We start from the raw sequence: 14,629 nt of genomic DNA, 5'->3' as shown, positions 1-14,629 counted from the left end.
GTCGCCAACAAGCTGATGAAGGGGTTCATCGGTTCGGCGAACATCGACACGAACAGCCGCCTGTGCATGTCGAGCGCGGTGGCGGGCCATAACCGCGCCTTTGGCGAGGATGTCGTGCCCGCCAGCTATGCCGATCTGGATCAGGCGGACCTGATAATTCTTGTCGGTTCCAACACCGCATGGTGCCACCCGATCGTCTATCAGCGGATACAGGCGGTACGGGCGGAACGCGGCACCAAGCTGGTCGTCATAGACCCGCGCCGCACCGAAAGTTGCGAAGGGGCGGACCTGCATCTGCCGCTGAAGCCCGGAACCGACGTCGCGCTGATGAACGGGCTGCTGGCATGGATGGCGGCACATGGGGGGCTGGATAGCGGCTTCATCAGCGATCATGTGCAGGTGCACGATGGTTTCTGGGCACATATCGGCGATGGCCACGACCTGTGGAGCATTGTGCGCACCTGCGACCTTCCCCCCGCGGCGCTGGAGCAATTTTATCGCCTGTTCGCCGCCACGCCGCGCACCGTGACGCTGTTCAGTCAGGGCATCAACCAGTCGATCCGCGGCACCGATCAGGTCAATGCCATCATCAACGTCCATCTGGCGACCGGCCGCATCGGCAGGCCCGGCGCCGCGCCCTTTTCCATCACGGGGCAGCCCAATGCGATGGGCGGGCGCGAGGTGGGCGGCCTGGCCTCCACATTGGCGGCGCATATGGACTTTGCGCCCGACAATGTCGCTCGGGTCGGGCGATTCTGGGCGGCGGAGCGGATGGCGGTGAGACCGGGCCTGAAAGCGGTCGACCTGTTCCGCCAGATGGGGGAAGGGCGGATCAAGGCGTTGTGGGTGATGGCGACCAACCCGGCCGTGTCCCTGCCCGATGCGGGGCGGGTGCGCGACGCGCTGGCTGCCTGCCCGTTCATCGTGATGTCCGACATCATGGCCGATACCGACACCGGCGCGCACGCCCATGTCCGCCTGCCCGCCGCAGGATGGGGGGAAAAGGACGGCACCGTCACCAACAGCGACCGCACCATTAGCCGTCAGCGGCCATTCCTGCCCCCGCCGGGCGAGGCCCGACCCGATTGGTGGATCGTGAAGGAAGTGGGGCAGCGCATGGGATGGCGCAACGCCTTCGCCTATGACCGGCCCGCCGATATTTGGCGCGAACATGCGCGGTTGACCGCCTATCAGAATGACGGGCAACGGGTATTGAACCTGCGCGCGCATGCCGCCATCGGCAACGCCGCCTACGATGCGATGGAGCCGTTTCGCTGGGGTGGCGATGCGCCCTTTGCCGATGGTTTTTCGACGCCGGACGGCCGGGCGCGGATGGTGCTGACGAAACAGATGGAGGTGCAGTCGCCATTGCGGGACTGGCCGATGACGCTCAACACCGGCCGCTATCGCGATCAGTGGCACACGATGAGCCGCACCGGCCTGTCCCCCAAACTCGCCCGCCATCGCGAAGAGCCATTGGTAGACATCCATCCGGACGACGCCGCGGCGCTGGGGCTGGCCGACCGCGATCTGGCCCGTGTCAGCACGGCGCAGGGCGACAGCATATTTCGCGTGGCGATCCATGACGGGCAGCGGGTGGGAGAGATATTCACGCCGATCCACTGGACCGACCAGATGGCGAGCGGCGGGCGGACCGGCCTGTTGCCCCGCCCGCTGGTCGATCCGCATTCGGGACAGCCGGGTTTCAAATCCACCCCGGCCCGTGTCGATCGGGTGGCGACCGAATGGAAAGGTTTCCTGATCCTGCGCGGGGATGATCCGGTGCGCCTGCCATGCCTGTGGTCGACGCGTATCACCGTGCCGGGCGGCGCGCTGTATGAAATTGCGGGCAACGGCGATCCGGCGCGGATCGACGCATTCCTGCCCAAGGGGGACCGGGCCGAAGCGGTGGACATGGCGCGCGGCACGCGCCGGATCGCGACGATCAGCGAAGGCCGGTTGCGCGGCGTGCTGTTCATCACGCGTGCCGGCCTGCTGCCATCGCGCGACTGGCTGATCGCGCAACTGGGGGCCGAAGGGGTGGGCGGTTCCGTTCTTGCCGCGCGTGGGCCGGGCGTTCAGTCGGACAAGGGCGCGACTATCTGTGTCTGTTTCGATGTCGGCCTCAATCAGATTGTCGCCGCCATCCGCGAACAGGCGCTGGTCGACGTGCCGTCGATCGGCCGGGCGCTGGGTGCGGGGACCAATTGCGGGTCGTGTCGGCCCGCCATCGCCAATATTCTGCTCCGGACATCGCAGGAGGTGCTGCATGCTGCCGACTGATCCGATCGCGCCGGGCGCGGTGTGGCTGGTGGGAGCGGGGCCGGGCGACCCCGACCTGCTGACGCGCAGGGCCGAAAGGCTGATCGCTGCGGCGGACATCGTCTTTTACGACGCGCTGGTGGGGCCGGGTGTGCTGGACCTGATCCCCGAACGCACGGAGCGGGTGGGCGTGGGCAAGCGATCGGGCCGCCATTCGAAGGACCAGCAGACGATCGACCAGATGCTGGTCGCCGCCGCGTTGGCAGGCAGGCGGGTCGTGCGGTTGAAGGGCGGCGATCCCGCCATGTTCGCCCGCACGACGGAGGAGATGACAGCGTTGCGAACGGCGGGTGTTCCGGTTCATATCTGTCCCGGCATCACCGCCGCCAGCGCCGTCGCCGCATCGGCGGGCCTGTCGCTGTCGCTGCGCGGGATTGCACGCCGGGTTCAGTTCATCACCGCGCATAGTCGCCGGGGACAGGCGCTGGATCTAAACTGGGCGGCGCTGGCCGATCCGGCCTGCACGCTGGCGGTCTATATGGGGCGGGACGCTGCGCCCGAACTGAGCCGCGCGCTGATCGCCGCAGGCCTGTCCGGTGCGACGCCGGTGCTGATAGCATGTGATGCTTCGTTGCCGCAGGAACAGCGGCTGCGCACGCGGTTGGACCTGCTGCCGCTGGCGGCGCGATCCTTTGCGCAGGATCGACCGACGATGATCCTGATCGGTGAAGCGGTGGCGCAGGGCGATGGCATGGCGGCGATGCCGGATCGCCATGCGGCGGCCTGCTATCCGCCTGTTTCGTAGAGGGCGAGCAGGCTCTGGAGATGATCGGGCATCGGCCCGGCACGGCGGCGCAGCAGGAAGGGGGCGGTCAGCCTTTCGCTCAATCGGGCGTAGCCGATGTCGGTGCGCGCATGATGGCGCACCGATTGCGGGATGATGCATGCGCCCGCGCCCGCCGCGACCATCGCCAGCGCGGTCTGAAGCTCACGCACCTCCACGATGGCGGCGGGCACCAGATCGCGATCGTGAAAGAAGGACAGGATGATGTCGGCATAGCTGGGGCGCGGCATGCCGGGATAGAGGATCAGCGGCATCTGCGCGATGTCGGCCAGCGGCACGCCGCCGTCCCGGTCCAGCAGGGCCTGATCCAGCAGCGGATGTTGCGCGGGCAGGGCGACGGCCAGCGCCTCTTCGCGCAGCACCATGTGGGTGATCAGCGGGTCTTCGACCACGATCCGGTCGAAACCGACATCGATCCGCCCTTCCTTCAGCGCGGCCATCTGTTCGAAACTGTCCATTTCGGCAAGCGCGACGTCTAGTCCCGGCATCTGCGCGCGGAAACGGGCGATCAGTTCGGGGAGGCCGGCATACAGGGTCGATGGCACCAGTCCGATGACGAAGCGGGGCCGTTCCGCCGCGATGAAGCGACGCATCGTCGCCTGTAGCTGGCTCATCCGGTGCACGACGTGCAGCGCCTCTTCCCGCAGCAGATGGCCCGCCGGGGTCAGCGCGATCGGGCGGCTGTCGCGATCGAACAGCTGGACGCCCATTTCCTCTTCCAGTTCCTGTATCCGCTTGCTGAGCGGGGCCTGCGCCATGTGCAGCCTTTCGGCGCCACGGGTGAAGCTGCGTTCGGCGGCAACCGCCAGGAAATAGCGAAGCTGACGAATGTCGATGGCCATGCCGTTCGCCATAGGTCAGATTTCACACAAAGGCGACGTCAAAGGCAGGCGGGTGTGCGCTGCCCGATGCCCTTGACGTCGCAGGCCGGTCTTTCAGCACCCTGTTCCGGCAAGGCTGGCGGGGGGAAGCTGGCTGGGGACTGGCGCACATGCGGGGAAGGGGCCATCCGCGGCATGACATCGGGAAGGGGGTCATGCCGCAAACGCCCCGCATGCGGGCGGAAAAGTCCGGGAAGCCAATGGCAGCCCTGTCCGGGTGCAATGTTACTGACGGACCAGCGTGAAGGACTGAACCATATTGTCGGTCGTGTTGAGGTCGACGGTCCAGCTGACCGGTTCCATGCCATCACCGTGGACTCGGATACCGTAATAGCGACAGCGCACCGCGCCATCGGCGCTGGCGGGGCGGCATTTGGCGCCTGCGTCCTTCAACATGGCGCGGGCGGTGTCCAGCGACGTGCCGGTTGGCATGTGCGCGGCAAGGTCTGCGCGCACTTCATCCACCAGCGATGCGGGGTCGCTGCGAAATTCGATCTCGCCAAAGCTGCGCAGCGGGGTGGCGGCGCTGGCCGTGGCAAGCGGCGCGATCGACAGCATGGCGCTGGCGACGGCGAAAAAGCGGATATTGCGGGTGAACATGGTCGTTCCTATCGTGCCGCATCATCGCGGCACGGGTCATGTGCGCCCGATCGCGCTTTGCCGCCAACATCGTCTGCATGTCTGATTATACCGCCACGGTATGATTGTGACGGCTGTGCCGGTTCGCGCAAATAGCCGAGCGTCGGGATGCCCGGCCACATTGTCGTTCCCGGTTCGCCATGGCCCGATCCGATATGAATATCGCATATTCATTAATGTGCGTTGCGACCCGCCGGATTCGACCTTATTTTCTGCGATCAATTCGCAATATAAAAAATAACATACGCATACGCAGGTCCGGCCCGCTTCGAAACAGGATCTCCGGGCACGGATGCTTGCGTCCATTTCCAACGCTCAGACATCCATCGAACCATAGGGGGTTACATCGTCGAACCTGCGCAAGCGAATATTCGCGATCACATCCATGGCCATGGTGTCGTTGATGGCGCATCAGGCCTTTGCAGCGGATGCGGCCGGTGACGATCAGGGCAGGACGCCCCCCCTTGCCCGACGACATCGTCGTCACTGCCACGGGGTATGAACTCAATATCCAGGGTGCGCCCGCTACCATATCGGTCCATCACCGCCGAAGAGCTGAAGCAGCGGTCCTATACCGACATCACCGATGCGCTGATCAACGTTCCGGGCGTCCATATTCAGGATGGCGGCGTCGAACAATCGATCATGATGCGCGGGATGAGCACGGATTACACCCTGTTCCCGATTGACGGTCGCCGGATGCAGGACAATCAGGCATTTGGCCTGAACGGGCAGCAGACGGGGACGCCGGTCAATTTCCTGCCGCCGCTGGATTCGATCGAACGGATAGGGGTTGTTCGCGGCCCGGCATCGTCGCTTCACGGTTCGGACGCGATTGGTGGCGTCATCCCCGAACATATGGTCAACGCGTCGCTGAACTGGGACGCGACCGACATGCTGAAAGTCTGCGGACAGGCCAATTATCGCGGCAAGACGTCAGGGCGCACCAACAATTCCAGCGGATCGGGGACCAATGATTTCCGCTATCTGCCCTATACCTTCTATAATCTGGCGCTGGTGCTGAAGCCCAAGAAGGATTTGGCGCCAAATGTCGGCGTCTATAACCCGACAAGCAGGTGACGCCCGAAGACGGCTTTGCCTATATCCTAGACGGTCGCCGTTTCAGCGCATCGCTGAACGTCAGCTTCTGACCCCGCCACATGATGCCAGTGGGAAGGGGACGGGGTTCCGTCGCATCTTTCTGATCGCGCATGCCTTTACAAGGATGTTCGTCATGGGATTTCCTCGCACCATCTGTCTGTTCGCATCGGGCGCAGCGATGCTGATCGGCCTGGCAGGGCCGGTCGTCGCCAGCGCGCAGGCGATCCGCATCGTTCATGCCAAGGGCAGCGCCACCGTACCTGCCGTTCCTGCCGCAATAGCCGTCTACGACCTTGCGACGCTCGACAATCTGCATGCCATCGGCGTGGAGGCGGTGGCGCGCGTGCCGATGGGCCCCGATGGGAAGGGCAATTTCCCGCCCTATCTCAACCCATATGCCGACGCGCGCTATCGCAACATCGGCACATTGTTCGAACCGGACATAGCCGCGCTACAGGTGCTGAAACCCGATCTGATCGTCATCGGTCGCCGGTCGGCCAAACAATATGATGCGCTGAGCGGCATTGCGCCGACCATCGACATGTCGTCGCCGAACAAGGATCTGGCGGCGCTGACGACCGGCAATGTCTGCAAGCTAGGGCAGGCGCTGGGGCACGGGGATCAGGCCGAAAAGCGGATCGCAGCCTTTGAGGCGCAGGCCGCCAGCCTGCATGCGTAGGCCGCACGGTCGGGCACGGGGCTGCTGCTGTTCGCGGCGGGGCAGGGTGTTGTGGTGCACGCGCCCGGCGACCGGTTCGGCCATGTCTACGACTTCGTCGGCATCCGCCCCGCCTTCACGCAAGCGGCCAAGGGTGCGCCCGGCGGTCGTCCCGCCGCCGGATCGCCGAAGGCGGAAGCGGCGCGGCGCGCGCAGCAGAAAGGCGACGCTGGCCACCCTGTCGGCCAGCGCCGCCGACATCCGCAAGGCGTTGCGCGCGAACGGGAAGTGAGCGGGCGCCGACGGGACGGGGATGCGTGGTGCAGGCGCATCCCCAGCGCACGGTCGGTCAGGCGTTCCCCCGTGAGGCAGGCCCAGCTGTCAGACGCGGCCGCTTCCCAGCGTCGCGATGGCGCAGGGGGCGATGATCGCGATGCCGACCCCGTTGCGCGTGAACCGTTGCGCCAGCGCGTCGATCCGCCACTCCTGTGCCACGGGGCCATGCCGTACCGGATGGGCGATACCCTGCATCATCAACAGTTGCAGCGATTGCAGCAGCGCACCTGCATCTCCTGAAAAAGCCGGCAGGGCGCGCAGGTCCGCGTCGCTAGCATGACCCATCGCCAGACGTTGCAACAGAAGCGTGAAAATCTCTGCCGCGCCGGTGATCGGTCGGAAATTCATGGGCCAGATCGGCCGGTGCGCGGCGGGCCATATTGGCCAGATGCCGCACCATGTGCGGCCGGTCGGCGAACAGGCCGCTATCCGCCATCTGCTGCAGCAGTTTCAGCCCCGTTTCCGCCTTTCGCGGCGACGGACCCGGCATATGGTGCGCGCGCAGGTTCAGCAGATGCTGCACTGGCAGCAGATCGGTCGATCCGGGATGCAACATATAATGGAAATAGAACAGCCCGCCCGGTTTCAGGCTGCGCGCCGCGACGTGCAGCAATGCCGCGCGCTGATCGGCCGGCACCCATGACCAGACACCATGGCTGGTCATGAAATCTAACCTGCCTTCATGCGTGCTGGCGAAGGTCGTGAAGTCGGCGTGAACGAATGTGACATTGTCGATCCCGCAGGATGTGGCGGCGTCGCGCGCCAGCGCCAGATGATCGGCATTGAAGTCCACGCCGACAAACGGGCATAGGGATGGCATGCCGCCGCAACCAGCAGGTTGACGCCGAGGCCGCATCCCAGTTTGCAGGCGCTGAACGGGCGATCGGGATCGGGCGCGGTAAGGCCGCTCCATTGGGCGAGGGTGGAGAGCCAGAGCGGCTGCATTTTTCGGTAGAAAAAAGGCGGGATAGCGGACGTCGGAAATGTAACCGTCGGTCCCGCTCATGGCGGCGCGCCGATCATGTTCGCCATGACGGTCCCATCCGACAACATGTCGACCAGTCACGACATGTCAGGATCGCGCGCGCTGCGATCATGCCACAGCACTTAATAGCCGAAGGATGTTTTCGGTTCGGGCGCGGGGACGCGCGGCTGACCGTCGGCTGGCTTATGCCCAGTCGTCTGGCGGTGTGCGTCACGCTTGGAATCTGGAGGAGGACCGCAAGGGTCAGCAACAAATTGATGTCGAAGGGTTTGAATTATCAAAGCGGTGGTGCGGGTTCAAGCATGGGACCGACAGCTTCGCCAGTTGTGCCGATGCAGCCGGATCGGAACCTGTTTTGGCGATATGCCCCGGCCATAGGGGCGGAGGCAGTCGAGCGGATCGCCGGGATGCGATGGCCCGCATCCCGGCGATCCGTCTGTCTTTAGAACGTTGTCTTTTCTTCCACATGGCCTTCGACATCGGCCCGGTCGATCCACAGCGTGCGGAATTTCTTGTCCGCCAGCAGTTGCAGCTGATCGTTGTTATGCTTCGATCCGGGCTGGCTGCTATTGCCATAGCTCATGAGGCCCACCGCCTTCATCGGGGTGCCGAATTCGACCATCGATACCCAGGTTTCGCCATGGACGGGCGTGCGCTCGCCATTTTTCATCGGACCCCAGGTGATGGTGCGGAACACGCCGCTATTGCCGAAGCCGCCATTGGCCGGAACGCTGACGTCGCCGATATGGTAACGGGATACGTCGCCGAAGGGACGGTCGATCGCGCCATAGAGCTGCTTCGTCTTTGCCACCGCCTGTTTCAGCATGGCGACGGCGGCCACGGGGTCTTTCAGGCCGCGCGGCGTTTCCAGCGGATCGTCCTGCGTCCATTTGACGGCATAGTTGGACTGGTCCGTGAAATTCTTTGGCGCAAAGATCGCGGCCCATGTTTCGAACAGCAGCGCAGCGCGGCTGTCGGCTTCGAACCGGTGGTCCCACCCCTTGAGCAGGGTGGTTGCGGCCCGCACATCGGCGTCGTTCGAACCGGCGGCGGCCGCCAGCAGGTCGGGCAGCATACGCTGGGCCATCAGCGACGTCGTGGTCAGTTTGCGCGTCACGAAATCGTCGAAGCTGATCTTGGGCGTCTGCGTCATCAGCTTGACCGACATCTGCGCCCGTTGGCTCATCGGGCCGACCGGCGCGACATAGGCCGGGAAGCTTTTGGGATCGAGCGCGCGGGGCCATGTGGCCAGCCATGGCGGGTCATTGGCGTTCTGGACGAAGCCGGTGTCGGGATCGAGCAGCTTTGGCATGTCGTCATAGCTGTGGACGTCCTTCCACAGCGTCGCCGACGTATCGCCCGGCACCGGCGCCGACCAGTATTTGAGGTCGCCCGACGCATGTTTGGGCAGCAGGCCATTGTCGAGATAGAGGATATGCCCGGCGCGGTCGGCATAGACGATGTTGAACATCACCACCTGCATCCTGCGCAGCGCCTTTTCGAAGGTCGCCCAGTCGCGCGCCTTGCCCATGTCCAGATATTGCTGGAGCACGCCCGGCCGATCCAGCCCCGCGACCTTCAGCGCGATGGTCGTCTTGCCGTCGGGCAGGGTGAAGACGGGGCCGTGCACCGTGCTTTTCTGTTCAAAGCTGACGGTTTTCAGCGTACCGTCGGCCTGTTTGACCCTGTAGCTTTTCGTCACCGCCCTGAACGGCAGGGTCTTGCCATCGAAGCGATAGCCATCGCCGTCGAGCGTCAGGGCATAGCTGGTGAAACCCTGCATCGTGTTGACGGTGTTGGTGAAGCCCAGATCATTGTTGAAGCCGAAACGCAGCACCGGCAGGCCGACCTGCGTCGCGCCATATATGGCCATGCCGGGCGCGGTGATCTGCGCTTCATAATAGGTCAGCTGGCTGGGCGCCCAGGGAAGGTGCGGATTGGCGAGCAGCATCGCCTTGCCGCTGGCCGAACGCGACGGCGCGACGGCCCAGGCATTGGACCCGCCCGCTTCGTTGATCGACGGATCGACCATCACCTTGCGGTCGGATGCGATATAGCCGAAATTCATCAGCCGCTGTGCATGGGCGATGATGTCCACGCCCTTCAGCGGCAGGACGACCTTCATGTCCGCCGCGATCTTGTCCGGATGGGCGGCGGCGTAGGCATTGACCCCGGCGGCGAAGGCTTCCAGATTTTTCTGCATCTGGGGCGTCTGCTGCCTGAACCACAGCGCGGAACGGGCGGGGACGTCGTTGGCGACCAGCCACTTGTCCTGGCTTTCATATTTGTCGCCCCAATATTCGGCGGCACGGGCGCGGCTTTCGCCATACATTTTCAGCAGCAGATTGCCGTGGCTTTGCGCCTGCGCATAGCCAAAGCCGTAAAAGCCGCCTTCTTCCGTCTTGGCATAGATGTGCGGTACGCCGAAGCTGTCCCACAGGATTTCGCCGCCGCCCCATGTGGTGGAAGGGGCAGCGACCGAAGCCGTCATCGCGGACGAAGCGGCAAGGGCCGCGAGCCAGATCGTCATGTGGCGCATCGCCATCATTTCTCCCGTCAAAGCAAAATAGGCGCCGCCCCCGTGGCAGGGAGCGGCGCGTCGAAGGTGATGGATCAGAAGGTCAGGCCGACGCGGGCATAATAGAAGCCGCCGGTGAACCCGATCGGCGACGTGCCCGCATACAGCCCCTGACCCAGCGTGGCGCTGACGTCGCTGGCGCGATTCTTGTCAGGATAGACGTTGAAGATGTTGTTCGCACCGACCGCGATGTTGACCAGCGGCGTGACCTGCCAGCTGGCTTCCAGATCGGTGATGAACTTGGCGCCATAGCTGCGGTCGTTGGGATAGGTGGTGACGCCGCCGGTGGTGACGCCGTTCTGATAGGATTTGAAACCACCAAAACGCGTCACGCGCGACGACAGGGTGAAATCGCCCAGCGTGGCAAGGTTGCTGATCGACAGCTTCGTGCGCGGCAGGTTGTTGGTCATGTTGCTCTGACGCGCGCGGTCGAACAGCACATAGTCGCTGCCCAGCGCCGCCAGCTGGATCGGGTTGTCGATGATGTGGGTGATCTTGGTCTTGTTATAGTTGAAGCCCAGATTCCACTGCATGTTCACCGTGTCGAACAGGCTGTGCTTGTAGGATGCGACGACGTCGATGCCGCGGGTGCGGGTGTCGATGGCGTTGGTGTAATATTGCGCCGTCAGCGTGCGGGCTTCCGCCGCCGGTACGCCGCTGGCGATCAGGATGTTCGAAATCGCCGTACCGGTCAGCGTGCTGGTGATGGTGATGCGATCGTCCACATCGATCTGGTAAGCGTCGATCGTCAGGTTGAAGTTGGGCAGCGGCGTCAGCACCACGCCGGCCGAGATGTTGAACGAGGTTTCGGGCTGAAGCGGCTTTGCGCCCAGCGCGATGGCGGCCGGATCGTCCACCGCCAGCGTCTTGATCTGCAACAGCTGGTTGGGGACGCCGTTGACCGTGCGGAACTGATTGGTGGTCTGGGTATAGATTTGCTGGGCGACGGCGGGGGCGCGGAAACCGGTATTCGCCGCCGCACGGAAGGCGATCCATTCGGTCGCGGCATAACGGCCGTTCACTTTCCAGATCAGCGTGTTGCCGCTGCCATCGTCATAATGTTCGAAACGGGCGGCCGCGCCGATGGTGATGTCTTTGTTCGGATCCCACGCCACATCGGCATAGACCGAGAAATTGTCGCGCGACATATAGGCCGCATCGTCCGGCTGGAACCCGGCGGAGCTTTGCGCGCCCGGCGTCATGCCCGAAACGATGGCGGGGCCGACGGCGTAGCTGGCGGGATCGCCCGCAAAGGTCTGATAGCGTTCATGACGCTGCTGCGCACCGGCCGACACCTGAAGATTGCCGCCGCCCACATCATAGCCGCGCGTCAGGTCGAGCGAGGTGACGAATTCCGACGATTTGAGCGTGCCGATGTAGAATTCGGTCGGGCTGAGCGTGCCGAGCGAGGGGTTGAGCGTGCCTTCCGACGACTGGCGGGCGCGGTTGCGACCATAGCCGGTGGAAAAGTCCCAGTCCCAGCCGGCCACTTCGCCCTTGGCACCGACGGTGAGTTCGAAATCCTCTTCGTCGATCATCACGTGCGGGCGATAGCCGTTGGGATAGATGCCCATGACATTATTGATGTCCTTGGGATAGCGATAGCTGTACCACAGGTCCGACCGGCGCTGGCTGTAGGTGCCGAAGGCGTAGAGCTGAACCCCGCCCAGATCGTAACCGGCATTGAGCGCGGTATTGATGCTGCGCGAAGGCATGACGCCATAGCTGGTGGTCACGATGCGTTCGGTGCCGACCGCCGCCGCATCGCGCGGGTCCAGCTGGCCACCGACCAGCGGATAGAAGCAGGTGGTGGTCGCCGTCACCGAACAGTCGGCCAGCGGCATCGCGCGGTTCGACATTTCCTGTTTCTTGAGGTTCAGCGACAGGTTGGCGAAGCCGTCTTCGCCCAGCTTCATGCCGAAATTGAGGTCGGCTTGATAAAGTTCGCCGTCCGAACGATCGAAATTCTGACCGGCGGTGAAATTGGCGGAGCCGCCCTTCGCATCATCCTTCAGGATGATGTTGATGACCCCGGCGATGGCGTCCGACCCATATTGGGCGGCAGCGCCGTCGCGCAGCACTTCGATATGATCGACCGCAGAGGTCGGGATCATGTCGAGGTCGGCTGGAACCGATCCGTTGTAGAGCGAGGACACGGCGTTGATCAGCGACGTCTTGTGACGGCGCTTGCCATTCACCAGGATCAGCGCCTGATCGGGGTTGAGGCCGCGCAGACCGCCGGTCGCGATGACGGTGGAGGTCGCGCCGCCCGCGCGCACCGGCAGGTTGAAGGACGGGACCAGCGTGTTCAGCGCCTGAAACACGCCAGCCTTGCCGGTGCGGGTCAGGTCTTCGCCCGAAATGACGTCGATCGGCGTCGGGCTGTCGGTGACGGTGCGGGCCTGACCGCGCGATCCGGTGACGACGATGGCGGGGCCGGTCGGTTCGTCGTCGGCGAGACTGGCCTGCGGCGCGACGGCACCGGCCGATTGCATCGCAAAGGGCAGGGCGGTGACGCCGAGGCTGGCGACTTCGACGCCGCGCGCCTTTTGCGTGGGATTGCTGAGCGACAGGGCGATGACATTGTTGTTCGACAGCGTGATCTTCAGCCCCGACCCTGCAATCAGCCGTTGCAACGCGACGTCGGGCGCCATCTTGCCGTTCACCGACTGGGCGTGCAGCCCGGCGACCTGATCATAGGGAAATAGCAGCTGAATGCCGGACTGGCGCGCGAACAGCGTCAGTGCGGTCTGCATCGACTGGGCGGGAATCTTGAACTTTGCCGGTTCTGCGGCCGTCGCCTGATATGCGCTCAGCGCAATGATCGTTGCAGCGGCGCACATGGTCAGCTTCCGAATATTCTGCGTCATCGTACCCCCGGTGAAATTTTTGGATTGTCAGTGGTGGATACGGAGCCGGATCGCGTTTCTGCTAACGACGCTTAAAAATATCTCATTTTTGTGACTTCGAGGCAGGCGCTATCGGGTTACGGCCTGCCTCGCAGCGAAGGGAAGCGCGCACGAGGGAGGAGAGGAATGGGAAGAACAGGGGAATAGCGTGGACGTGGAATCGATCAGGGCAAGGCTGGATTGGTTCAAGCAGGCCATCCTGCCGCATGAAGGGGCATTGCGGTCGCGTTTGCGCCGCGTGGTGTCGCGGGCGCCCGATGTGGACGATCTGGTCGCCGAATGCATGACCCGCGCCTATGCCAGCGGCGACATCCACCGCACGCATAGCGGCAAGGCTTTCCTGTTCCAGATCGCGCGCAACCTGTTGATCGATGAAGCACGGCGCGAAAAGATCGTGTCGCTGGAACTGGTGGCCGAACTGGATGTGCTTCAGGTCGATAATTCGACCGAGGAAGCGCTGCATGCCCGCGACGAACTGCGCCATCTTCAGGCCATTCTCGACACCTTGCCTGCGCAATGCCGACGCGCCTTCATCCTGCGCCGGGTGCACGAGAAATCGGTGAAGGATATAGCAGAGGAGATGGGCCTGTCCGTTTTTACAGTGGACAAGCATTTGACGCGCGCCGCTGTGAAGATAATGCAGGCCATCGGTCAGTTTGAGGGTTCCGGATTTGGTTGGTCGCTACACAAGCGCGCAGGACATGCAGGCGATCGAAGCCGAAGCGGCTCGTCTGTACCTTAAGGCGCGGGCGAGCGACGCGGCCGAAGACTGGGACGCGGCCTATGCCTGGGTGGCGCTGGACCCCGCCCATGGTTTTGCCTTCGCCAAGGCGGAGGCCGGATGGGAACTGAGCGAGCGGTTGAGCGAACTGCCCGCCGGTCAGCGTGACGTTGCCGCGCCCGATGACGATGTCGCGGCTGTGGAAGAAGAAGAGGCCAAACCGGCGATCAGCCGACGGGGATTGCTGACCGGACTGGCGGTGGCGGCCGCGACGGTGGGCGTCGCATCCACCGTGGCGTTGCGCCTGATCGGCACGGTCGATCATTATCGCACGGCGCTGGGCGAAACGCGGACGGTGCGGCTGGCTGACGGATCGCTGATCCACCTCAACACCAACAGTTCGGTCGAGGTTGCGTTGCGCGACGACATCCGGTCGATAAGGTTGTTGAAGGGGGAGGCGCGTTTCGACGTCGCCCATGATGGAAAACGCCCCTTCATCGTGAATGCGGACGGTACACTGGTGCGCGCCGTCGGCACGATGTTCAACGTGCGGCTGCGCCCCGACGTGACCGAACTGACCGTGATCGAAGGCATCGTCGCGGTGCGCAACGGCGGTTCCGCCGTCCGCCGGATCGAGAGTGGTCGCAGCGCCGCGGTGCGCAGCGGCTCCATTGCCGTCACCCATCTGGAACCGGCCAAGATCAAGCAGCGCATC

The 14,629-nt window shown here is 64.0% G+C and carries 13 protein-coding genes; 6 read left to right on the top strand and 7 right to left on the bottom strand.

The window, feature by feature from the left end; all coding sequences use genetic code 11:
* Both ACOJSJ_RS01315 and cobA read left to right on the top strand, forming a co-directional pair.
* Window positions 1-2,283: molybdopterin-dependent oxidoreductase (locus ACOJSJ_RS01315; RefSeq protein ID WP_420143181.1), on the top strand; the 2,283-nt coding region annotated here is incomplete at its 5' end.
* Window positions 2,270-3,067, top strand: a complete 798-nt coding sequence (gene cobA, locus ACOJSJ_RS01310; protein WP_420143180.1) for a uroporphyrinogen-III C-methyltransferase — start codon at window positions 2,270-2,272, stop codon at window positions 3,065-3,067. The genes ACOJSJ_RS01315 and cobA, both read left to right, overlap by 14 nt.
* Here the strand turns inward: cobA and ACOJSJ_RS01305 are convergent.
* Complete coding sequence (locus ACOJSJ_RS01305) at window positions 3,049-3,948, bottom strand: LysR family transcriptional regulator (protein WP_420143179.1); 900 nt, start codon at window positions 3,946-3,948, stop codon at window positions 3,049-3,051. The genes cobA and ACOJSJ_RS01305 overlap by 19 nt on opposite strands.
* A 264-nt stretch (window positions 3,949-4,212) precedes the next feature.
* Entirely contained in the window at window positions 4,213-4,587 is a 375-nt protein-coding gene (locus tag ACOJSJ_RS01300; RefSeq protein ID WP_420143178.1) for a hypothetical protein, read from the bottom strand.
* A gap of 555 nt (window positions 4,588-5,142) precedes the next feature.
* Here ACOJSJ_RS01300 and ACOJSJ_RS01295 point away from each other — a divergent pair.
* Both ACOJSJ_RS01295 and ACOJSJ_RS01290 read left to right on the top strand, forming a co-directional pair.
* On the top strand, window positions 5,143-5,706 hold the full coding sequence (locus ACOJSJ_RS01295; protein ID WP_420143177.1) for a TonB-dependent receptor plug domain-containing protein: 564 nt from the start codon (window positions 5,143-5,145) through the stop codon (window positions 5,704-5,706).
* Window positions 5,707-5,860: 154 nt separating this feature from the next.
* Window positions 5,861-6,406 (top strand): ABC transporter substrate-binding protein, encoded by a 546-nt coding sequence (locus ACOJSJ_RS01290; RefSeq protein ID WP_420143176.1) that lies wholly within the window; start codon window positions 5,861-5,863, stop codon window positions 6,404-6,406.
* Here ACOJSJ_RS01290 and ACOJSJ_RS01285 read toward each other — a convergent pair.
* The 5 genes from ACOJSJ_RS01285 to ACOJSJ_RS01265 form a co-directional block, all read right to left on the bottom strand.
* Complete coding sequence (locus ACOJSJ_RS01285; RefSeq protein ID WP_420143175.1) at window positions 6,323-6,646, bottom strand: hypothetical protein; 324 nt, start codon at window positions 6,644-6,646, stop codon at window positions 6,323-6,325. The two genes, ACOJSJ_RS01290 and ACOJSJ_RS01285, sit on opposite strands and share 84 nt — an antisense overlap.
* 120 nt (window positions 6,647-6,766) lie before the next feature.
* Window positions 6,767-7,006 (bottom strand): hypothetical protein, encoded by a 240-nt coding sequence (locus ACOJSJ_RS01280; protein WP_420143174.1) that lies wholly within the window; start codon window positions 7,004-7,006, stop codon window positions 6,767-6,769.
* Window positions 6,993-7,541, bottom strand: a complete 549-nt coding sequence (locus tag ACOJSJ_RS01275) for a class I SAM-dependent methyltransferase (RefSeq protein WP_420143173.1) — start codon at window positions 7,539-7,541, stop codon at window positions 6,993-6,995. The genes ACOJSJ_RS01280 and ACOJSJ_RS01275 overlap by 14 nt, the downstream gene beginning before the upstream one ends.
* A gap of 607 nt (window positions 7,542-8,148) precedes the next feature.
* Window positions 8,149-10,236: an acylase gene (locus tag ACOJSJ_RS01270; protein ID WP_420143172.1), complete on the bottom strand. Its 2,088-nt coding sequence runs from the start codon at window positions 10,234-10,236 to the stop codon at window positions 8,149-8,151.
* An 83-nt stretch (window positions 10,237-10,319) separates the two neighbouring features.
* On the bottom strand, window positions 10,320-13,154 hold the full coding sequence (locus ACOJSJ_RS01265) for a TonB-dependent receptor domain-containing protein (RefSeq protein WP_420143171.1): 2,835 nt from the start codon (window positions 13,152-13,154) through the stop codon (window positions 10,320-10,322).
* Window positions 13,155-13,341: 187 nt separating this feature from the next.
* Here ACOJSJ_RS01265 and ACOJSJ_RS01260 point away from each other — a divergent pair, with 187 nt between their 5' ends.
* Complete coding sequence (locus ACOJSJ_RS01260; RefSeq protein ID WP_420143170.1) at window positions 13,342-13,935, top strand: RNA polymerase sigma factor; 594 nt, start codon at window positions 13,342-13,344, stop codon at window positions 13,933-13,935.
* On the top strand, window positions 13,895-14,629 hold a 735-nt coding region (locus tag ACOJSJ_RS01255; protein WP_420143169.1), incomplete at its 3' end, for a FecR family protein. The genes ACOJSJ_RS01260 and ACOJSJ_RS01255, both read left to right, overlap by 41 nt.

The sequence above is a fragment of the Sphingobium sp. genome, from assembly GCF_048594625.1.
Lineage (GTDB): Bacteria > Pseudomonadota > Alphaproteobacteria > Sphingomonadales > Sphingomonadaceae > Sphingobium.
The sequence above is the reverse complement of the archived record's forward strand: the minus strand, read 5'-3'. Positions and strand labels throughout refer to the sequence as shown.

What these genes read in the sequence shown, in the direction of transcription:
- ACOJSJ_RS01265 (WP_420143171.1), bottom strand. Translation starts at nt 13,154, where the DNA reads ATGACGCAGAATATTCGGAAGCTGACCATGTGCGCCGCTGCAACGATC.
- ACOJSJ_RS01285 (WP_420143175.1), bottom strand. Translation starts at nt 6,646, where the DNA reads ATGTCGGCGGCGCTGGCCGACAGGGTGGCCAGCGTCGCCTTTCTGCTG.
- ACOJSJ_RS01290 (WP_420143176.1), top strand. Translation starts at nt 5,861, where the DNA reads ATGGGATTTCCTCGCACCATCTGTCTGTTCGCATCGGGCGCAGCGATG.
- ACOJSJ_RS01275 (WP_420143173.1), bottom strand. Translation starts at nt 7,541, where the DNA reads ATGCCATCCCTATGCCCGTTTGTCGGCGTGGACTTCAATGCCGATCAT.
- ACOJSJ_RS01305 (WP_420143179.1), bottom strand. Translation starts at nt 3,948, where the DNA reads ATGGCCATCGACATTCGTCAGCTTCGCTATTTCCTGGCGGTTGCCGCC.
- cobA (WP_420143180.1), top strand. Translation starts at nt 2,270, where the DNA reads ATGCTGCCGACTGATCCGATCGCGCCGGGCGCGGTGTGGCTGGTGGGA.
- ACOJSJ_RS01280 (WP_420143174.1), bottom strand. Translation starts at nt 7,006, where the DNA reads ATGGGTCATGCTAGCGACGCGGACCTGCGCGCCCTGCCGGCTTTTTCA.
- ACOJSJ_RS01270 (WP_420143172.1), bottom strand. Translation starts at nt 10,236, where the DNA reads ATGACGATCTGGCTCGCGGCCCTTGCCGCTTCGTCCGCGATGACGGCT.
- ACOJSJ_RS01300 (WP_420143178.1), bottom strand. Translation starts at nt 4,587, where the DNA reads ATGTTCACCCGCAATATCCGCTTTTTCGCCGTCGCCAGCGCCATGCTG.